Origin of the sequence: Hydrogenophaga sp. (assembly GCF_018780075.1) — a bacterium.
In the GTDB taxonomy this organism is placed as follows: domain Bacteria; phylum Pseudomonadota; class Gammaproteobacteria; order Burkholderiales; family Burkholderiaceae_C; genus Hydrogenophaga.
In genome coordinates this window covers 83,571-102,838 of record NZ_JADMKB010000105.1, presented here as the reverse complement: position 1 = coordinate 102,838, position 19,268 = coordinate 83,571, and the positions used below count along the sequence as shown (strand labels likewise).

15 protein-coding genes are annotated in these 19,268 nt (G+C 70.0%); 3 read left to right on the top strand and 12 right to left on the bottom strand.

Annotated features, from left to right (window positions below):
* Positions 1 to 21: 21 nt before the first annotated feature.
* The 9 genes from IV088_RS17670 to IV088_RS17630 form a co-directional block, all read right to left on the bottom strand.
* Positions 22 to 1,185, bottom strand: coding sequence for an acyl-CoA dehydrogenase family protein (locus IV088_RS17670; RefSeq protein ID WP_291104888.1), 1,164 nt, complete (start codon positions 1,183 to 1,185; stop codon positions 22 to 24).
* Positions 1,182 to 3,326 carry a biotin carboxylase N-terminal domain-containing protein gene (locus IV088_RS17665; RefSeq protein ID WP_291104886.1) on the bottom strand — a complete coding sequence of 715 codons (2,145 nt, stop codon included), beginning with the start codon at positions 3,324 to 3,326 and terminating at the stop codon, positions 1,182 to 1,184. The genes IV088_RS17670 and IV088_RS17665 overlap by 4 nt, the downstream gene beginning before the upstream one ends.
* The gene (locus IV088_RS17660) at positions 3,323 to 4,126 is read right to left on the bottom strand and encodes an enoyl-CoA hydratase/isomerase family protein (RefSeq protein ID WP_291104884.1); all 804 of its coding nucleotides are present in this window, start codon (positions 4,124 to 4,126) and stop codon (positions 3,323 to 3,325) included. The genes IV088_RS17665 and IV088_RS17660 overlap by 4 nt, the downstream gene beginning before the upstream one ends.
* A 98-nt stretch (positions 4,127 to 4,224) precedes the next feature.
* Positions 4,225 to 5,400 carry an acyl-CoA dehydrogenase family protein gene (locus IV088_RS17655; RefSeq protein WP_291104882.1) on the bottom strand — a complete coding sequence of 392 codons (1,176 nt, stop codon included), beginning with the start codon at positions 5,398 to 5,400 and terminating at the stop codon, positions 4,225 to 4,227.
* Positions 5,401 to 5,434: 34 nt separating this feature from the next.
* On the bottom strand, positions 5,435 to 7,054 hold the full coding sequence (locus tag IV088_RS17650; RefSeq protein ID WP_291104879.1) for an acyl-CoA carboxylase subunit beta: 1,620 nt from the start codon (positions 7,052 to 7,054) through the stop codon (positions 5,435 to 5,437).
* The gene (locus IV088_RS17645; protein WP_291104876.1) at positions 7,051 to 7,941 is read right to left on the bottom strand and encodes an SDR family oxidoreductase; all 891 of its coding nucleotides are present in this window, start codon (positions 7,939 to 7,941) and stop codon (positions 7,051 to 7,053) included. Before IV088_RS17645 ends, IV088_RS17650 begins: the two co-directional genes overlap by 4 nt.
* Entirely contained in the window at positions 7,938 to 8,615 is a 678-nt protein-coding gene (locus tag IV088_RS17640) for a TetR/AcrR family transcriptional regulator (protein ID WP_291104874.1), read from the bottom strand. The genes IV088_RS17645 and IV088_RS17640 overlap by 4 nt, the downstream gene beginning before the upstream one ends.
* A gap of 96 nt (positions 8,616 to 8,711) precedes the next feature.
* A complete protein-coding gene (locus IV088_RS17635) occupies positions 8,712 to 10,058 on the bottom strand; it encodes a sorbosone dehydrogenase family protein (protein WP_291104872.1) in 1,347 nt (448 codons plus the stop codon).
* 13 nt (positions 10,059 to 10,071) lie between these two features.
* Positions 10,072 to 12,138 (bottom strand): catalase, encoded by a 2,067-nt coding sequence (locus tag IV088_RS17630; protein ID WP_291104968.1) that lies wholly within the window; start codon positions 12,136 to 12,138, stop codon positions 10,072 to 10,074.
* A gap of 228 nt (positions 12,139 to 12,366) precedes the next feature.
* Between IV088_RS17630 and IV088_RS17625 the strand changes: the two genes are divergently transcribed.
* Positions 12,367 to 13,194, top strand: coding sequence for an alpha/beta hydrolase (locus tag IV088_RS17625; RefSeq protein ID WP_291104870.1), 828 nt, complete (start codon positions 12,367 to 12,369; stop codon positions 13,192 to 13,194).
* A gap of 103 nt (positions 13,195 to 13,297) precedes the next feature.
* On the opposite strand, the gene IV088_RS17620 is transcribed toward IV088_RS17625, so the two are convergent.
* Positions 13,298 to 13,714, bottom strand: a complete 417-nt coding sequence (locus IV088_RS17620; RefSeq protein ID WP_291104867.1) for a PRC-barrel domain-containing protein — start codon at positions 13,712 to 13,714, stop codon at positions 13,298 to 13,300.
* Between the two features lie 137 nt (positions 13,715 to 13,851).
* On the bottom strand, positions 13,852 to 14,691 hold the full coding sequence (locus IV088_RS17615) for an amidohydrolase (RefSeq protein ID WP_291104865.1): 840 nt from the start codon (positions 14,689 to 14,691) through the stop codon (positions 13,852 to 13,854).
* 286 nt (positions 14,692 to 14,977) lie between these two features.
* Here IV088_RS17615 and IV088_RS17610 point away from each other — a divergent pair, with 286 nt between their 5' ends.
* Entirely contained in the window at positions 14,978 to 15,874 is an 897-nt protein-coding gene (locus IV088_RS17610) for a Tim44-like domain-containing protein (RefSeq protein WP_291104862.1), read from the top strand.
* Positions 15,875 to 16,177: 303 nt separating this feature from the next.
* Here the strand turns inward: IV088_RS17610 and IV088_RS17605 are convergent, their stop codons facing one another.
* Complete coding sequence (locus IV088_RS17605) at positions 16,178 to 17,707, bottom strand: sigma 54-interacting transcriptional regulator (RefSeq protein ID WP_291104860.1); 1,530 nt, start codon at positions 17,705 to 17,707, stop codon at positions 16,178 to 16,180.
* A gap of 279 nt (positions 17,708 to 17,986) precedes the next feature.
* Here IV088_RS17605 and IV088_RS17600 point away from each other — a divergent pair, with 279 nt between their 5' ends.
* Positions 17,987 to 19,240, top strand: a complete 1,254-nt coding sequence (locus IV088_RS17600) for a D-amino acid dehydrogenase (RefSeq protein WP_291104858.1) — start codon at positions 17,987 to 17,989, stop codon at positions 19,238 to 19,240.
* Positions 19,241 to 19,268: the final 28 nt, after the last annotated feature.

Below are 19,268 nucleotides of genomic sequence, written 5' to 3'. Positions count from 1 at the left end.
CCACCGCGGGGCTTTGGTCGTTCAGAGGCCCAGCTGCCGGGCCGCCAGCTCTTTCATGATCTCTTCGGCCCCGCCGCCGATCATCATCACCTTGACCTCGCGGTAGACCCGCTCGCTCACGGTGCCGCGCATGTAGCCCATGCCGCCGAGGGTCTGCACCGCGGCGTCGGCGCAGAACTGCATGGTCTGGGTCGAGTGGTTTTTCAAAAGACAAACCTGCGCCACCCAGTCCGACCCCTGATCGCCCGCGTCAGCGCGCGCGGCCAGCGCGTCCACCCAGGCCTGGGTGGAGCCGATGCGCATCTGCATGTCCATCAGCCTGTGGCGGATCACTTGGCGTTCGATCAGCGGCGCGCCGAAGGTCTGGCGCTGGCGTGCCCAGGCCAGCGCTTCGTCCCAGCAGGCCTGGGCAAAGCCCAGCGCCATGGCCGACATCGCGAGCCGCTCGCCGTTGAAGTTGCCCATGATGATGCGAAAGCCCGCGCCCTCTTCGCCCAGCAGGCAACGCGCCGGCACGCGCACGCCGTCGAAGCGCAGCTGCGCGGTGTCGGAGCAGTGCCAGCCCATTTTCTGCAGCGGGCTGCGCGAGAGGCCGGCGGCATCGCCCGGCACCACGATCATGGAGATGCCGCTGGCGCCCTTGCTCGCCAAGCCTGTTCGGACGGCGAGCGTGATCCAGTCGGCCCGCATGCCGGAGGTGATGAACACCTTTTCGCCGTCGATCACGTAGTCGCCGCCGTCGCGCCGCGCGGTGCAACGCAGGGCGGCCACGTCGGAGCCGCCGCCGGGCTCGGTGATGGCCAGCGCCGCGATGCGCTCGCCGCGCAAGACCGGGGGAATCACCTCGGCCTGCAGCTCGGGCGAGCCGTGGGCCAGCACGGGCGGCAGGCCGATGTTGAGCGAAAACAGGCTGGCCATCACGCCGCCGCTGCCGCCGTACCGCGCCAGCGTTTGCGAGAGCGCGTTGCGCGCGCGCCAGGGCGCGGGCGTGCCGCCCAGGTGCTCGGGGTAGCCCAGGCCCAGCAGGCCCAGTTCGGCGGCCTGGCGGTAGAGCGCGCGCGGGAACTCGCCCGCCGCGTCCCACGCGTCCACGTGCGGGCGCACCTGTTCGGTGGCGAAGCGGCGCACCGTGTCGTTCAGGGCTTCGACGTCGGCGTCGGTGAAGCCGTGGTCTGTGGCGCTCATGCTGCGGCACCCGCTTCGACCGCGAAGGTGACGAGCCGCTGGCCGGGCGCGAGCTGCTGGCCCACGGACACATCGACGCTCTCGATCACCCCGTCGCGCGGCGCGGTGAGCGTGTGCTCCAGCTTCATCGATTCGATCACCAGCAACGCCGCGCCGCGCTGCACCGCCTGGCCCAGCGCGGCGTGCACGGCGACCAGCTTGCCGTTGAACGGGGCGCGCAGCTCGCGCGCGGCCGCCGCCCCGCCCGCGCGCTCGCGCGGCGCGAAGCTGCGGTCTTCCCGCTGCAGCTCAAAGCCGCCCTCGGGTCCGCTCAACTGCACCTGCCAGTGGCCGGGCAACGCCAGCCGCTGCGCGCGGGCGCGCCAGACGCTGCCGTCGAACACGATGCGGCGCTGCCCATCGGCGTCGGCGCTCACGCTGGCGGCGTGTGTCAACCCGTCAACCGCCAGCACCACGGCACCCTGGCCGGTTTCGCGCACGCTGGCGACCCACACCGGGTCCCCGGTCTGCAGCGCACCACACAGGCGCACGCTGCGCGCGAACGGCGACGGCAGGGCCATCGCGGGCAGGCGCTCGGCGAAGGCGATGGCCAGCGCCGCCACGCACTCGGCGGCGGCCGTGGCCCGCAGCCCGGCCCGCAGCGCGTCGCCCTGCTCGGCGAGAAACGGGATCGTGGCCTCGCCCGCGCGGAACACGGGGTGGCGCAGGCAGGCGGCGAGAAAGGCGCGGTTGGTGGGCAGGCCCAGCACCTGGGTGTGGTCCAGCACCTGGGCCAGCCGGTCCATCGCTTCGCTGCGCGTGGGGGCGTGGGCGATCAGCTTGCCCAGCATCGCGTCGTAGTGCGGGCTGACCTCGGTGCCGGTGGCCAGCGCGTGGTCGAAACGCAGGCCGGGGCCACGCACGTCCGGCTCGCTGAAGTGCGCGACCCGGCCGGTGTGGGGCGTGAACTGCTCGTCTTCGGCGCAGAGGCGCACCTCGATGGCGTGGCCGTTCAGCCGCACCTGGTCCTGCGTGAGCGGCAGGGGCTCGCCGCGCGCCACGCGGATCTGCCACTCGACCAGATCGAGCCCGGTGAGCATTTCCGTCACCGGATGCTCGACCTGCAGGCGCGTGTTCATCTCCATGAGGAAAAAGCGCCCCCACGCTCCGCCGCTTCGCAGGTCGCTGCCCCCCGAGGGGGCTGTTTCGCCTTGGGGCGGCCCGGCGGCGAATCCATGCCCCCACGCTCCGCCGCTTCGCGGGTCGCTGCCCCCCGAGGGGGCTGTTTCGCCTTGGGGCGGCCCGGCGGCGAAACGGTCCTGCGCTCCCTCCAGCAGAAACTCCACCGTGCCCGCCCCCACATACCCTGCCCCTTGCGCCAGCGCCACCGCGCAGCGGCCGAGCTCGGCGCGCAAGGCGGGCGACACGGCTGGGCTGGGCGATTCTTCGATGATCTTCTGGTGGCGGCGCTGCACCGAGCAGTCGCGCTCGCCGAGGTGGATGCAGTGGCCGTGCGCGTCGGCAAACACCTGCACCTCCACATGGCGCGGCGCCAGCAGGGCGCGCTCGATCAGCAGGTCGCCGCGGCCAAAGCCGGACAGCGCCTCCGAGCGCGCGCTCCGCAGCGCGGGCAGCAGCTGCTCCGCGCTGTGCACCAGGCGCATGCCGCGCCCGCCGCCACCGGCCACGGCCTTGACCATGAGCGGGAAGCCGATGCGCTGCGCCTCGGCGGCGAAGGTCGCGTCGGATTGGTCCGCGCCGAAGTAGCCGGGCAACACCGGCACACCCTGCCGCAGGGCCAGCGCCTTGGCGGCCGACTTGCTGCCCAGCGCGTGGATCGCGGCGGGCGGCGGGCCGACCCAGATCAGGCCCGCGTCGATCACGGCCTGGGCGAAGTGGGCGTTCTCGCTCAGGAAGCCGTAACCCGGGTGCACCGCGTCGGCGCCACTGGCGCGCGCGGCGGCGATCAGCTTGTCGACGCGCAGGTAGCTGTCGGCCGAGGCCGTGCCACCCAGCGCCACGGCAGTGGTGGCCTCGCGCACGTGCAGGGCGTCGCGGTCGGCGTCGGAGTACACCGCCACGGTCGCGATGCCCATGCGCTGCGCGGTGCGGACGATGCGGCGGGCGATCTCCCCGCGGTTGGCAATGAGCAGCCGGTTCATCGCGCGGCGTTGTTCTTGACCCAGGGCGCGATCTGCTTGCGGGCGAACGCCATCAGGCCGGTCGCGGCCTCGTTGCCGCGCAGGGCGCTGGCGAAGGCGATGGCCGCTTCGTCCCGCAGGTCGGGCACCGGGCCGCGCAGGCGCTGCAGCAGGCGCTTGGTGGTCGCCGTGGCGCCGGGCGCGGCGCGGCTGAACTTCAGCAAGGTGTCGTGCAGGGCCTCCTCCAGCTCGCCGTCGGCCACCACGTGATTCACCAGCCCGAACTCGCGCGCTTCGGCCGCCCGGTAGTGGCGCCCCGAGAGCAGGCACTCGCGCGCCGCGCGATCGCCCAGGCGCTGCCAGACGAAGGGCGCGATCTGCGCCGGCGGCAGGCCCAGCGTGACCTCGGGCGTGGCGAACACCGAGCGCTGCGTGGCGAGCACGACGTCGGCGCAGCAGACCAGCCCGAAGCCGCCGCCCATGGCCGGGCCATCCACCGCCGCGATCAGCAGCTGGGGCAGCTCGGTGAGCGCGTGCAGCACGTCGCCAAACCCCCGGTTGAGGGCGATCAGCGGGTCGGTCTCACCGGGCGGCAGCAGCTGGCCGATGGCGCTGGCGAAGCTGCCCAGGCTGCCGCCGGCGCAGAAGGCGCCCGCCGCGCCCGTGAGCACCACCGTGCGCAAACCCTTGTCGTCCTTCGCGCGCAGGCAGGCCTCGAACAGCGCGATCACCATGCTGTCGGACAAGGCGTTGCGCGAGGCCGGCTCGTTGAGCGTCCAGCGCTCGGTGTCCCCTTGTCGAACCACCAGAAAGTTGCTCATGATCACCTGCAAAGTTGGAGTGAAGTGTCTGGCTCAGTGGTCGCCGAAGATCCGGCTCTGCCGGTCCAAGGGCGACGCCCCCCTGGGGGGAAGCCGCGTCAGCGGCGCAGGGGGGCTTTCTGTACCCCCATCATCTTGGTGAGGATGCCCAGCATCACCTCGTCCGCCCCACCGCCGATCGACGCCAGCCGCCCGTCGCGGAACATGCGCGAGACCTTGTTCTCCCAGGTGTAGCCCATGCCGCCCCAGAACTGCAGGCAGGTGTCGGGCACCAGGCGGTTCAGGCGCCCGGCTTTCAGCTTGGCCATGGTCGCCCACTCGGTCACGTCCTCGCCGGCCAGGTAATGCTCGCAGGCCATGTAGGTGAGCGCGCGCAGGCTCTCGACCTCGGTCTTGAGCTCGGCCAGCTTGAACTGCACCCACTGCTGGTCGGCCAGCGTGGCGCCGAACAGCTGCCGTTCCTGCGCGTAGTCCACGGTCCACTGGATGCAGTTGGTCAGGCTCTGCAGGCAGCTCGCCGCGCACCACAGGCGCTCCTCCTGGAACTGCTGCATCTGGTAGATGAAGCCCGCGCCCTCGGCGCCGATGCGGTAGCGCTGCGGCACGCGCACCTCGTCGAAGAACAGCAGGCCGGTGTCGCTGCTGTTCATGCCGATCTTCCTGATCTTCTGGCCGACCTCGAAGCCTTTGACCGGCTTGCCGTTCTCGCGCAGCGGCACCATGACCAGGCTCTTGTTCTTGTGCGCGGGGCCGTCGCTGGTGTTGACCAGCATGCACATCCAGTCGGCCTGCAGGCTGTTGGTGATCCACATCTTCTGGCCGCTGATGACGTAGTCGTCGCCGTCCTTGCGCGCCGTGGTCTTGATGGCCGAGACGTCGCTGCCCGCGCCGGGTTCGCTCACGCCGATGCAGCCCACCGCGTCGCCCGCGATGGCCGGCGCCAGGAACTGGGCGCGCAGCTCCTCGCTGCCGAATCGGGCCAGTGCGGGGGTGCACATGTCGGTCTGCACGCCGATGGCCATGGGCACGCCGCCGCAGTGGATGTGGCCCAGGGTCTCGGCCATGGCCACGCTGTAGGAGTAGTCCAGCCCCATGCCGCCGTCCGCCTCGGGCTTGGTCAGGCCGAGCAGGCCCAGATTGCCCATCTGCTTGAAGACCTCGTGCGCCGGGAAGATCTCGGCCGCCTCCCATTCGTCCACGTGCGGGTTGATCTGCTCGTCAATGAAGCGCTTGAGGGTCTTCTGGATCTCGCGGTGTTCGTGGGTGAACTGCATGGGGGGTCTCCTGTCTTTTGGGGGTCTGTTGGGATCACATTCGCGCGACGCCGAACTGCATGCGTCTGGGCTGGCGTTGAGCGGCCTCTGCGATGGTGTCGAGGCAGAAGCTCAGCACGGCTCGGGTATCGCGCGGGTCGATCACGCCGTCGTCCAGCACCAGGCCGCTGGTGCTGAAGGCGTCGGCCTGCGACTCGAACTTCTGCACGATGGCGTCGAACTGGTTTTTCATCTGCGCCTGCACCTCGGGCGTGTCGGTGGCGATGCCTTTGCGCGCCAAACCTGCCTCGGCCACGATCTGCATGGTTTTGGCCGCCTGCTCGCCGCCCATGACGGCGGTGCGAGCGTTGGGCCAGGTGAAGAGAAAACGCGGTGCGTAGCCGCGGCCGCACATGCCGTAGTTGCCCGCGCCGAACGACGCCCCGCACTGGAGGGTGATCTGCGGCACGGTGGCGTTGGTCACGGCCTGGATCATCTTGCTGCCGTGCTTGATCATCCCGCCCTGCTCGCTGTCCTTGCCCACCATGTAGCCGGTGGTGTTCTGCAAATAGACGATGGGGTGGCCGAGCTGGCACATCCACTGGATGAAGTGCGTGGCCTTGTTGGCGCCGGCCACGTCGATGGGACCGTTGTTGCTGATGAGGCCGACCGCGTGGCCGCCGATGTGCGCCTGGGCGCAGACCGTGGCGGCGCCGTAGAGCGGCTTGAATTCGAGGAGGTCGGATGCGTCGGTGATGCGCAGCATGACCTCGCGCATGTCCACCGGCTCGCGGTGGTGCGGGGGCATGAGGGCGAGCAGGTCGTCGGCATCGAAGCGCGGGGGTTCGGCGGGTGTGGCGGGCCTTGCCTGCCAGCCCGTCTGGTCCACCACACGCCGGGCGATGCCCAGCGCCTCCCGGTCGTCTTCGGCCAGGTATTCACCGAGGCCGGAGATGCCGGTGTGCATCTCCGCGCCACCCAGTTCTTCTTCCGTCGCCACCTCGCCGGTGGCGGCCATGAGCAGCGGCGGCCCGGCCAGGAAAGCCCGCGAGCGGCCGCGCACCATGATCACCACGTCGCTCAGGCCCGGCATGTAGGCGCCGCCCGCCGTGCCCGAGCCGTGCTGCACCGTGATGACCGGCAGGCCCGCGGCCGACAGGCGCGCGAGGTTGCGGAACAGGCCGCCACCGAGCACGAAACCCTCGACCTGGTACTTCATGAGGTTCGCGCCTGCGCTCTCGACCAGGTGCACGAAGGGCAGCTGGTTCTCCAGCGCCATCTCCTGCACGCGCAGGATCTTCTCCAGCCCGCGCGGCTGGATGGCGCCGGCCTCGATGCCCGAGTCGCTCGCGACCACCATGCAGCGCACGCCGCTGATGAAGCCGATGCCGGCCAGCATGCCGCCGCCGGGCACCGACTTCTCCGGGTCTTTGCTGTCCTGCAGGAAGCCGGCCAGCGAACACAGCGGCAGCCAGGGCGCGCCCGGGTCCAGCAGCAGGCCGATGCGTTCGCGCGGCAGCAGCTGACCGCGCTGGTGGAACACCGGCGCGGACCGGGCCGAGGCCTGGGCGGCGCGGTCTTCGAGCGCGCGCAGCTGGGCGATGCGAGCGAGCATGGCGTCGCGGCGTTGCGCGGCCTGTTCGCTGTGCGGGTTGAACGTCGTTTCAAAGCTCATGACTGGAACACCTTGGGCGTCACAGATCGGTGAAAGCCATCAAACGGCTTCACCGCATCGCGCTGCTGCACGTCCTCAGGCGCCGCCACCGGGCCCCAGCCCATGCGCACCTGCGGCCGCGCGCCGTCCACGCGCAGCACCGTGCCGCTGATGAAACTGGCCGCGGGCGAGAGCAGGAACACGATGGCGGCCGAGGTTTCGGCCTCGTTGCCGAAGCGGCCCAGCGGCACGGTCTGGCGCATCTCGCGCAGCATCGGCCCGGCCTCGGCGGGATAGTGGTCCATGCCGCTGGAGGCGATGTAGCCGGGTGCCACGGCGTTCACGCGCACGCCGCTTTTCGCCCATTCCATCGCGGCCGTTTCGGTGAAGCTGACCATGCCCGCGCGCGCCGCGCCGCTGTGGCCCATGCCGGGCATGGAGCCCCAGATGTCGGCCACGATGTTGACCACCGCGCCGCCGTGCTGCGCCATGCTCTGCAGGTAACACTCGCGCGACACCAGGAAGCCGCCGGTGAGGTTGGTGTCGATCACCGCCTGCCAGCCCTTGGCGCTGATTTTTTCCAGCGGCGTGAGGTACTGGCCACCCGCGTTGTTGACCAGCGCGTCGATGCGGCCGTGGGCACGCACCGCGTCGGCCACCATGGCCTTCACGCCCTCTTCGTGGCGGATGTCGCAGACGTGGAAACTCGCGCGGCCACCGTCCTCCGCGATCTCGACCGCGGTGGCCTGCAGCTTGTCGGGGTTGCGGCCCACCAGCACCACCATCGCGCCCAGGCTGGCGAGCTCGTGCGCGGTGCAGCGGCCGATGCCCGAGCCGCCACCGGTCACCATCACCACACGGCCCGCGAACAGGCCGTCGCGAAAGGCCGACCTGTATTGATCGCTCATGCCGGTTCCTTCAAAAACAGGTGCAACGCCGCTTCTGTGAGGTCGTCGAGCGAGGCGTTGCGGCGCGGGTCGTACCACTGCACCGACCAGTTGAGCGCGCCGAAAATCATCAGCCGTGACAACGCGGGGTCGCCCTGCAGCTCGCCGCTGTCTCGCAACGCCTGCAGCACCGGCACCCACACCGCCTCGTAGGCGTCTTTCAGGCGTTTCACCTCGATGCGCTCGGCCTCCGACAGCGAGCGCCACTCGTACAGCATCACCGGGATGAAGTCGCTGTCGGGCCCGAGCAGCACCTCGAAGTGGCTGCGCACCAGCACCCGCAGCGCCTCGCGCGCCGTCAACGTCTGGCCGCGCTTGAGTGGCGCCGTGGCACGCTGCATCGCCTCGGCCTGGCGCGCCGCGGCGCTCACCATGCCCTCCTGCATCACGGCCGCGAGCAGGGCTTCCTTGTTGTCGAAGTGATAGAAGGGAGAGCCCGAGCGCATGCCGGCGGCGGTGGCGATGTCGCGCGTGCTGGTGGCGGCGAAACCCTGGGTGCGGAACAGACGGGCCGCAGCCCGCAGCAGGTCCTGGCGCCGGTTGCCGTCGTCGCGCTCGTCGGCGGTTTTTCGGGGACGGCCGCGGGCGCGGCGCGGCTCGTCGGCCGTCGTTTTGGGAGGCAAGTCATCGCTCATGGGCAATGACCTTATCAGCGCCTGATATTTTTAGCAAGCAGATGCTTTGTAAAAATAAAACCGCCTGTCACCGGCCGGACACCGGCCCCGCCCCGCTCACTGGGGCGCGCTCACCCGCCAGACCACGTTGCCCACGTCGTCGGCCACCAGCAGCGCCCCCCGCGCGTCCAGCGCCACGCCCACCGGCCGGCCGAAGGCCTCGCCGTCGGCGCTGAGGAATCCGCCCAGCACCTCGCGCGCCGGTCCCGAGGGCTGCCCACCGCTGAATGGCACGAACACCACCTTGTAGCCGCTGTGCGGGCGGCGGTTCCACGAACCGTGTTGCCCGATGAACATGCCGTGGGTGAAGGGCCGGGGCAGCCGGCTGCCGACGGACGACGCGAGCCCCAGGGGCGCCACGTGGGGACCGAGCGCAAAGTCGGGCACCAAGGCCGTGGCCACCCGGTCGGTTGCGGGTGGCGTGACGCGCGTGTCCACCCGCTGGCCGTAGTAGCTGTAAGGCCAGCCATAGAAGGCGCTGTCGCGCACCGAGGTCAGATAGTCGGGCACCAGGTCGCTGCCGAGTTCATCGCGCTCATTGACCACCGCCCAGAGCGTGCGTCCGCTGGCGTCCCAGGCCAGGCCGACCGGGTTGCGCAGGCCCGAGGCAAAAACGCGGTGGGCACCGCTGCGCAGGTCCACCTCCCAGACCGACGCCCGGCCGGCTTCGGCCGCCATGCCGTTCTCGCCGATGTTGCTGTTGGACCCGACACCCACGTAGAGGCGCTGGCCGTCGGGGCTGGCGAGCAGGCTCTTGGTCCAGTGGTGGTTGATCGGCCCGCCGGGCAGGTCCAGCAGCTTCGTGCCGGCGGTGTGGATGACCGTGTCGCCCCGTCGGTACGGGAAGACCAGCACCGCGTCGGCGTTGGCCACGAACAGGCGCTCGCCCACCAGCGCCATGCCGAACGGCGAATGCAAGCCGCTCAGCAACACCGAGCGCACATCGGCCACGCCGTCGCCATCGGTGTCGCGCAGCAGGGTGATGCGGTTGGCGCTGGGCACGGCCGCGCCCGCGCGCTGCATCACCAGGCCCATCACCAGCCCCGTGACCCAGGCCTTGAGGCCGGTGGGCCGGTCCGCCTTGGGCGGCGCGTTGCTTTCGGCCACCAGCACGTCGCCGTTGGGCAGCACCAGCAGCCAGCGCGGGTGGTCCAGGTCGCGGGCGAAGGCCTGCACCTGCAGGCCGGGCGCCGGGGTGGGCATGGCGCCCTCGGGCCAGCCCCGCGCCGGCGCGATGTTCACGGTCGGGATCAACGCCCGGCTGGGCGCGGGCAGCGCCGGGTTGTTGCCGGAGCCTTCGGCCACGGTGAAACGCGCGGGCTCGGCGCAGGCGCCCAGCGCCAGCAGGACGGTGGCGCACGCGGCGCGAACGGTGAACGCGGCCGGGGTGGGGGTGGGGGTCATGCGGTCCATCTGCTCAAGCGCCCCAATGGCGGTGCTGGCCCATGGCGGTGACCAGGGCCGCCGTGAACGCGGCGCTCACCGCGTCCGAGGTGTCCACCAGCACACCGGGCCGTGCCGGGTCCACGCCCGCTGCGGCGATCAGGCGCGCGCCCGATCCCGACGCCGCCACGGTCTTGCCGTGCCGGCAGGCCTGCTCCACGGCGCGCAGCGCCCGCGGATCACCGGCCAGCCCCTCGGCCCCCGCCGCCATGGGCGGCATGTAGAGCGCGTCGAACAGCACCGAAGGCGCGTTGTCCAGCGTGGCGGCCACGGCCAGCGGCTCACCGTCGGCGCACCGCACGGGGCACAGCGTCGGCCCGACCAGCGTGGACGTCGCGCCTTCGGCCGCCAGCGCCTGTTGCACGGCCCGCACCGCCGCGCCGTGCACGCCGTCGGCCACCAGGATCGCGAGCTTGCGCGTGGCGATGCCGGCGCTCTGCGCGACGGCCATGCTGAGCGACGGTGAGGGCGCCAGGTCGGCCACGGCCGGGCCCTCCCGGAAGCCGGGCCAGGCCGTGGCCGCGGCCTTGTCGGGCGGCTTCGTGTCCAGCGGGGCGGCGACGCGCTGGGCGAGATCGGCGTCCACATGGGCCAGCGTGTCCACCATGCGCTGGCGGATCGCGGGCGTCTGCAACTTGGAGAGTTCAAACTGGAACGCCGCCACCAGATGCTCCTGCTCGGGTGCCGACTGGCTGACCCAGAACAGCCGCGCCTGCGAGTAGTGCTCGTCGAACGACGCGCTGCGCCCGCGTTGCTTGGGCGGCTCCAGCGCTTCGGGATAACTGGTGAAGCCGGCCGGGCCGACCGGATCGAAGCTGCGGCCATCGACGCGTAACTCCTCGCCGTTGGCCAGGGTGTTGGGCTCGTAGGCCACGCGCCCGCGGCCGATGGACTGGCGGTGCAGGCCGTCGCGCTGGAAGTTGTGCACCGGGCACACGCCCTTGTTGATCGGCAGCTCGCGGAAGTTGGCGCCGCCCAGGCGCGAGAGCTGGGTGTCGGTGTACGAGAACAAACGCCCCTGCAGCAGCGGGTCGTTGGAGAAATCGATGCCCGGCACCAGGTGCCCGGGGTGGAAGGCCACCTGCTCGGTTTCGGCAAAGAAGTTGTCGGGGTTGCGGTTGAGCACCATGCGACCGATGCGCCGCACCGGCACCAGCTCTTCGGGGATCAGCTTGGTGGGGTCGAGCAGGTCGAAGGCGAAGCGGTGCTCGTCGGCCTCGGGCACCACCTGCACGCCCAGCTCCCATTCGGGGAACTGGCCGCTGGCGATCGCTTCCCAGAGGTCGCGGCGGTGGAAGTCGGCGTCCTGCCCGGCGAGCGCCTGCGCTTCGTCCCAGGTCAGCGCGTGCACGCCAAGCTTGGGCTTCCATTGGAACTTGACGAAGCTGGATTCTCCGTGCGCGTTCACGAAGCGGAAGGTGTGAACGCCGAAGCCTTCTATCATGCGCAGGCTGCGCGGAATGCCGCGGTCCGACATCACCCACATCAGCATGTGCGTGGTCTCGGGCATGAGCGTGACGAAGTCCCAGAAGGTGTCGTGCGCACTGGCCGCCTGCGGCATCTCGCCGTCGGGCTCGGGCTTGACGGCGTGGATCAGGTCGGGGAACTTGATCGCGTCCTGGATGAAGAACACCGGGATGTTGTTGCCCACCAGGTCGTAATTCCCCTCGGGCGTGTAGAACTTCACCGCGAAGCCGCGCGCATCGCGCACCGTGTCGGCCGAGCCGCGCGAGCCGGCCACGGTGGAGAAGCGCACGAACACCGGCGTCCGCACCGTCGGGTCGCACAGGAAGCCGGCGCGGGTGATCGCAGCCTCGCTCTGGTAGACCTCGAAGAAGCCGTGGGCGCCCGCGCCGCGCGCGTGCACCGCGCGCTCGGGGATGCGCTCGTGGTCGAAGTGCGTGATCTTCTCGCGCAGGATGAAGTCTTCCAGCAGCGTGGGCCCGCGCGCGCCGGCCTTGAGCGAGTTGTGGTTGTCGCTCAGCAAGAGGCCCTGGTTGGTGGTGAGGCGGTCGAGCGGTGGCGTCAGTGCCTGCGCCATCGCCTGCTGCTTCACGCCCTCGCGGGGCACGGGAACGGACGGTTTGGACATGAAAACCCTCGGGTTGGTGGGCAGCGCGGTGGCGCCACCGAGAAAACAATTTCCCACCCGGGATGCCGCACGTCGGTGCGGTACCGAACACGCGACGGCTTGGAATGTTCGTCAGCAGACAGACGCTGACCGCGCGCCTGACAACACTGCGGTTTTTCCACCGTGAAAGGCCCTGCCATGAACACCGTCGAAACCACCGACAAAACCCGCCTCTACGTCAAGGACTGGGGCGAAGGCCCGCCCGTGATCCTGATCCACGGCTGGCCGCTCTCGGCCGACAGCTGGGACGACCAGGCCATGGCCATCGCCGAGGCGGGGCACCGCGTGATCGCCTACGACCGGCGCGGCTTCGGCCGCTCCACCCAGCCCTGGAGCGGTTACGACTACGACACGCTGGCCGACGACCTGGCGGCGGTGATCCAGCAGAGCGGCGCCGAGAACGCGACCCTGATCGGCTTCTCCATGGGCGGCGGCGAGGTGGCGCGCTACATGGCGCGCCACGGCGGGCAGTCGGTGGCGAAGTGCGCGCTGATCTCGTCCATCCTGCCCTTCCGCCTGAAGACCGGCGACAACCCGGGCGGCACCGAGCAGGCGGCCTTTGACGAGACGGCCGAGGCCCTGGGCGCCGACCGCGCCCTGTTTTTCACCGGCTTCTTCAAGACCTTCTTTGGCGAAGATTCGGCAGAGCGCCCCGTCAGCGCCGAGCTCCTGGAGTGGGCACGCGGCATCGCCCTGCAGGCCAGCCTGAAGGCCACCATCGCGTGCATGCGCTCGTTCTCGTCCACCGACTTCCGGGGCGACCTGGCGGCCATCACGGTGCCCACGCTGCTGATCCACGGCACCGCCGACAAGACCGTGCCCATCGCCGCGTCCAGCCGGATCGCGGCGCAAGGCATCGCGCAGAGCACCCTGATCGAATACGACGGCGCACCGCACGGCCTGTTCGCCACCGACAAGGAGCGCCTGAACGGCGACCTGCTGGCGTTTCTGGCGCGCGCCGCCTGAGCGCGGTCGGGGCAGGAGCGGTTCTGGTGAACCGCTCCTGCCCCGACGTGCCAAAGGGCTGCAACCTCTCGGCCGCAGCCCTTCTTTCATTCAGCGACGCGGGTCAGACTTTTCCGTCCGAATAGGGTGTCACGCCGTAGTAGTCGTGGATCTCCTTGTTCCAGCTCGCATCGGCCATGTCGGGCCACTGGTCCTTGTCGAAGCCGGGCGCGTTTTCAAGGCGGTCCTTGGACACGTCCAGCACGAAGCGCTTGTTGTCGGTGTCCAGCGTCAGCGCGCTCCATGGCACGGCGAACAGCTTGTCGCCCATGCCCAGGAAGCCGCCGTACGACAACACCGCGTACGCGACCCGGCCGTTGCTCATGTCGAGCATGATTTCCTTGATGTCGCCCAGGTCTTCGTCCTGGCGGTTGAAGACGTCGTTGCCGTCGAGCGTGTTCGCGCCCATCAGTCCGGGGCCAGGGCCGCCGCCGGCCCGGCTCTTGTACATGCCGTAGGTGTCTTGCTCTTGGTAATTCATGGTGAATCCTTTGTGACGCCAGCACGACCGTCGGTGGGTGCAGGGTGCACGCCACCCGGTGCTGGAGCCTCACCATAGGCGGCGCGTTCGCCCCAGTCTGTGCAACAGCGCACACGCCGCACAAGACGGCCCCGTCGTCAGTCGCCGAAACCGAACAGCCGGCGCGGCGTGTCCCACAGGATGGCGCGGCGTGCCGTGGCGTTGGGCACCTGCTGCGCCAGCAAGGCCAGCAGGGGGCCGTAGTCCACCCGCGAGGGCGCGCGCAGGAACGGCCAGTCCGACGCCCACACCAGGGACTGCGGCGTGAAGGCGTCCACGAGGGCCTGCACATGCGGACGCAGGTCGGCGTGCGGGTAGGCCTGCTGCGACACCTTGACGCAGCCCGAGAGCTTGACGCAGGCGCGGCCGGTGCCGGCCAGCGACAGCAGGGCCGCGAAACCCGCCTGGCCCACCCCGGCGGCCGGCGCCGGGCGGCCCAGGTGGTCGAACAGCAGGCGCGCGCCGCTCTCGCGCAGCAGCGGCAGCAGCGGCACGAGCTGGTCGTCCTGCACCTGCACCTGCGCCCACAGGCCGAGCTCACGCAGGCGCTCCAGCAGCGGCCCGGTGTCTCGGTAGAAATCCACGCCCAGCAGCGCCACGTTGAACGCGATGCCCACCACGCCCGCCGCCTGCAGGTCCTGCAGCTCGGCGCGGCTGGCGTCGTTGCGCACCACCGCCACGCCCTTGTAGCGGCCCTGGCCGCGGGCGATGGTGTCGAGCAGGCAGCGGTTGTCCAGCCCGTAGCCCGAGTTGGGGCCGACCAGCAGCGCGTGCCGCACGCCGTGCGCGTCGAGCACATGGCCGAGCTGTTCTGGCGTGCCGGTTTCGGCCGGGACGGGCGTGTACCAGGCGTCGGGCGCGTAGGGAAAGCGCACCGGGTCGAAGACGTGCACGTGGCAGTCGATCAGGGCGGGGGGTGTCGGGGCGGCGGTGGTCATGCGGGGTCGGGGCGTTGTCGTGGGCCATGTGCGCGGCGGTCGGCACAGGCGCTCACCCTATCATCGACACAGGTTGGGCACACCCCGCCCGGGGGAAACCACCGCAGGGCGCAGACTGCGGGATGCCGGTCAGAGACCGGGGGCGGTCTGCGCGGCACCCTGCGGTTTTCAAGCCCTCGAATACAACCGAAAAACAAGAACAATGCTCATTGAATATCTGCTTTTTAAAGCAACTCAATGCGGGTATCTTGTCCAGTCCTTCCCTGTCCACATGATGGAGACTTCCATGAAAAAACTGCTTTCCCTGCTGGCCGTCGTTCTGACGCTCGGCCTGACCACCGTCGCGATGGACGCTGAAGCCAAGCGCCTGGGCGGCGGCAAGTCGCTCGGCATGCAGCGCCAGTCGGCGCCGCCGGCCAAGGCGCCCGACGCCACCCCCAACGCCGCGCCCGCCGCGGGTGCCGCTGCCGGCGCCGCCGCACCCAAGCGCAACTGGATGGGCCCGATCGCCGGTCTCGCCGCCGGCCTGGGGCTGGCCGCGCTGGCCTCGCACCTGGGCTTTGGTGAAGGTCTGGCCAACATGCTGATGATCGGCCTGCTGCTGATGGTCGCGTTCGCCGCCTTCCGCTTCTTCATGGCCAAACGCGCCGCCTCGCAAGGCGGTGGCGGCGCCTTGGCCGGAGCGGCCGCTGGCGCCGGCAACGCGGGTAACAACACCTTCCGCATGCCCACCACCCCGGCCAGCAACGGCAGCACCGGCTTCAGCCAGGGCGGCTCCATGATCGGCGCCAACCTGCAGCAGCCCGCCAGCCGCATCCCGGCCGACTTCGACGTGCCCGCCTTCGTGCGCAACGCCAAGGTCAACTACATGCGCCTGCAGGCCGCCAACGACGCGGGCAACCTCGACGACATCCGCGAATTCACCTCGCCCGAGATGTTTGCCGAGATCCAGATGGACATCCGCGAACGCAACGGCGCCACGCAGGAAACCCGCGTGCTCGACCTCGATGCCGACGTGCGCGAAGTGGCCGAAGAAGACCACCGCTACATCGTGAGCGTGCACTTCAGCGGCCGCGTGCAGGAAGACGGCGCAGCGCCCGAAGACATCAACGAAACCTGGCACATGACGAAGTCGCGCCAGGGCAGCGGTGGTTGGGTGTTGGCTGGTATTCAGCAAGGCTGAACACCTCCCCCCGCGCCGCCTGCGGCGTCACCCCCCTGAGGGGGGCAATGCGAGCGGCCCGGCAAAGCCGGTTCCGCCGCATTCCCGGCGTCGGACACGGGCTTCGGATATGGAATTGGTTGAACCAACTCCCTTCAGATTGTTCTCACGGAGAACTCCTCTTGCCCCGGTCGAAAGCCGGGGTTCTTTTCGCCTCGACTTTTCCGGCGCGCGAGCCGCGAACCGGGAATGCGGCGGAACCGGCTTTGCCGGGCCGCTCGCATTGCCCCCTTGGGGGTGACGCAGTAGGCGGCGCGGGGGGGGTTACAACTTATAGCGGCGCAAGCGCGCCGCTATGGCCGAGTGAGAGGTGCCCAGCCGCTCCGCCAGCTTGCGCGTGCTCGGGTACTGCGGCAGCAGGCGCTGCAGCAGCGCGCGCTCGAAGCCGGCGACCGCGTCGTCCAGGCTGCTGACCTCGTCGCTGAGCGCGGCGGGGCCGGCGCTGACGTCGGCGCCGGCCAGCTCCAGCGCGGCGGTGTCGATCACCGGGGCTTCGTTGAGCGTGACGGCGCGGAAGATCACGTTCTGCAGCTGACGCACATTGCCCAGCCAGCGGTTGGCCAGCAGGGCTTCGCCGGCCGCGCGGCTCAGGCGCGCCTTGGGGCGGCCGGTCTGCGCGCAGGCGCGCTCCAGGAACACCTGGGCCAGCGGCAGGATGTCTTCGGTGCGGTCGCGCAGCGGCGGCAGGTTGAGCTGCAGCACGTCGAGGCGGAACAGCAAATCCTGCCGGAAGGCACCGGTGGACACCATGTCTTCGAGCGAGCGGTGGGTCGCGCTGATGATGCGCACGTTCACCTTCAGGTCGCGCTCGCCGCCCACGCGCCGGAAGCTGCCATCGTTCAGGAAGCGCAGCAGTTTCGCCTGCAGGTAGGGCGACATCTCGCCCACCTCGTCCAGGAACAGCGTGCCGCCGTCGGTCAGCTCCAGCAGGCCCGGGCGGCCGTTGCGCAGCGCGCCGGTGAAGGCGCCGGGCGCGTAACCAAACAGCTCGCTCTCGGCCAGGCTCTCGGGCAGGGCCGCACAGTTGAGCGCAAAAAACGGCTGGTCGCGGCGCAGGCTGCCAGCGTGGCAGGCGTGGGCCACCAGCTCCTTGCCGGTGCCCGTCTCGCCGCGGATCAGCAGCGGCGCATCGACCTGCGCCATGCGCGCCGCGCGCTGCTTGAGCTGGCGGATCGCGGGCGACTGGCCAAGGATGGCCTCGAAACCGCCGGCGCTGTAGTTCTGCAGCGCGCTGATGCGCTCGCCCAGGCGTTGCGGCGCGTGCAGCGTGAGCACCGCGCCGGCCACGCTGCCGCCCGCCTCGTGCAGCGCCACCGTCTCCATCAGGAAGCGTTGCCCGCCCACCTGCACCTCGCTCACCGGCAGCCGGTAGGCCTGCGCGATCAGCGCGTCCACCAGCTGCGGGTCGCCCGTCAGGTCTTTCAGTGAGCGCCCACTCAGCTGCGCCTCCGTCACGCCGCACACCACCACCGCCGCCGCGTTGGCCAGCACCACGGCCCCGCGCGCGTCCACCGCCAGCACCGGGTCGGTCTGCGAGGCCAGCAGCGCGTCGAGGTAGAGGCGGCGCCGCGCGCCGGGCAGCATCTCCAGCTCGGCCACCGACAGCACGCCCGCCACGCGCAGCAGCTCGGCCTGCAAAGCCGCCAAGTCCAGCGCACCGAGCGCGGGCGCCTCGATGTAGATGTGGGGCGGCTCGACCTCGACCGCCGACACGCTGAGCGCCCGGCTGGCGAGCTGGGCCAGGATTTCCTGGGCGATGCCGACCCGGTCGGTGAAATGGACGTCGATGCGCATGGTGAATCCGTCACGTTTTCATGCCATTGTATGAATTTCATTACAACCTCCATCGACCTTTGTTTCACAACGGTTTTCCGTGGTTGTGCGACGGATCACCACCAAGTCGTATCGAATTCAATACAAAACGGCCCGACACCTTTCCCTTACTCCCGGGAAAAGCCTTGTCAAATCAAGCACTTACCGGGTGCAGACCGGTGGCACAGGCCTTGCAATCCGCAGCCCAGGCCCCGACCGCAGCGCACCCGCGCCGCAGGGCCTCCAACCGAGAGCAACAACATGCGGGTTCTGATTCTGGGCAGCGGCGTCATCGGCACCACGATGGCGTATTACCTGGCGCGCGACGGCCACGAGGTCGAGGTGATCGACCGCCAGCCCGGCCCCGCGCTGGAAACCAGCTACGCCAACGCGGGCGAGGTGTCGCCCGGCTACTCGGCGCCATGGGCCGGCCCGGGCGTGCCGCGCAAGGCCATCACCTGGCTGCTCATGCACCACAGCCCGCTGGTGATCAAGCCCATGCTCGACCCGGCCATGTGGCGCTGGGGCCTCTCGATGCTGCGCAACTGCACCGAAGCGCGTTACCAGGTCAACAAAGGCCGCATGGTGCGCCTGGCCGAATACAGCCGCGACTGCCTCAAAGAACTGCGCGCCGAGATCGGCATTGAGTACGACCACCGCGAGCAAGGCACGCTGCAGCTCTTTCGCACGCAGAAGCAGCTCGACGGCACGGCCAAGGACATCGACATCCTGAAGGAATACGGCGTGCCCTACCAGGTGCTCGACCGCGCCGGCTACCTGCAGTACGAGCCCGCGCTGGCCGACGTGAAAGAGAAGTTCGTCGGCGCGCTGCGCCTGCCCGGCGACGAAACCGGCGACTGCTTCAAGTTCACCAACGACCTCGCCGAGAAGGCCAAGGCGCTGGGCGTGAAGTTCCACTTCGGCGTCGCCATCGAATCGCTGGAGCGCGAAGGCCAGCGCATCACCGGCGTGCGCACCGCCAACGGCCTGATGAAGGCGGACCGCTACGTGCTCGCGCTCGGCAGCTACTCGACCGCCATGCTCGCGCCGCTGGGCATTGACATCCCGGTCTACCCGGTCAAGGGTTTCTCGATCACGGTGCCGATCACGGACGCGTCCAAGGCGCCCGAATCGACCATCATGGACGAGACCCACAAGGTCGCCGTCACGCGCCTGGGCGACCGCATCCGCGTCGGCGGCACGGCACAGCTCTCGGGCTTCGACCTGCAGTTGAACGAAGGCCGGCGCAAGACGCTGGAGTTCGTCGTGACCGACCTGTTCCCCAAAGGCGGCGATGTGGCCAAGGCCGAGTTCTGGACCGGCCTGCGCCCCATGACCCCCGACGGCACGCCCATCCTCGGCGCCTGCCGCTACGACAACCTCATGCTCTCCACCGGCCACGGCACGCTGGGCTGGACCATGGCCGCCGGCACCGGCCGCGTCATGGCCGACCTCATCAGCGGCCGCACGCCCGAGATCAGCATGGAAGGGCTCAGCGTCGCGCGCTACGGCTGAGCGCCGTTCACCACTCCCCCGAACGGGG

Excerpts from the sequence above, each read along its gene's own strand:
- IV088_RS17670 (WP_291104888.1), bottom strand. The coding sequence starts at position 1,185 with ATGAGCGCCACAGACCACGGCTTCACCGACGCCGACGTCGAAGCCCTG.
- IV088_RS17665 (WP_291104886.1), bottom strand. The coding sequence starts at position 3,326 with ATGAACCGGCTGCTCATTGCCAACCGCGGGGAGATCGCCCGCCGCATC.
- IV088_RS17660 (WP_291104884.1), bottom strand. The coding sequence starts at position 4,126 with ATGAGCAACTTTCTGGTGGTTCGACAAGGGGACACCGAGCGCTGGACG.
- IV088_RS17655 (WP_291104882.1), bottom strand. The coding sequence starts at position 5,400 with ATGCAGTTCACCCACGAACACCGCGAGATCCAGAAGACCCTCAAGCGC.
- IV088_RS17650 (WP_291104879.1), bottom strand. The coding sequence starts at position 7,054 with ATGAGCTTTGAAACGACGTTCAACCCGCACAGCGAACAGGCCGCGCAA.
- IV088_RS17645 (WP_291104876.1), bottom strand. The coding sequence starts at position 7,941 with ATGAGCGATCAATACAGGTCGGCCTTTCGCGACGGCCTGTTCGCGGGC.
- IV088_RS17640 (WP_291104874.1), bottom strand. The coding sequence starts at position 8,615 with ATGAGCGATGACTTGCCTCCCAAAACGACGGCCGACGAGCCGCGCCGC.
- IV088_RS17635 (WP_291104872.1), bottom strand. The coding sequence starts at position 10,058 with ATGACCCCCACCCCCACCCCGGCCGCGTTCACCGTTCGCGCCGCGTGC.
- IV088_RS17630 (WP_291104968.1), bottom strand. The coding sequence starts at position 12,138 with ATGGCGCAGGCACTGACGCCACCGCTCGACCGCCTCACCACCAACCAG.
- IV088_RS17625 (WP_291104870.1), top strand. The coding sequence starts at position 12,367 with ATGAACACCGTCGAAACCACCGACAAAACCCGCCTCTACGTCAAGGAC.
- IV088_RS17620 (WP_291104867.1), bottom strand. The coding sequence starts at position 13,714 with ATGAATTACCAAGAGCAAGACACCTACGGCATGTACAAGAGCCGGGCC.
- IV088_RS17615 (WP_291104865.1), bottom strand. The coding sequence starts at position 14,691 with ATGACCACCGCCGCCCCGACACCCCCCGCCCTGATCGACTGCCACGTG.
- IV088_RS17610 (WP_291104862.1), top strand. The coding sequence starts at position 14,978 with ATGAAAAAACTGCTTTCCCTGCTGGCCGTCGTTCTGACGCTCGGCCTG.
- IV088_RS17605 (WP_291104860.1), bottom strand. The coding sequence starts at position 17,707 with ATGCGCATCGACGTCCATTTCACCGACCGGGTCGGCATCGCCCAGGAA.
- IV088_RS17600 (WP_291104858.1), top strand. The coding sequence starts at position 17,987 with ATGCGGGTTCTGATTCTGGGCAGCGGCGTCATCGGCACCACGATGGCG.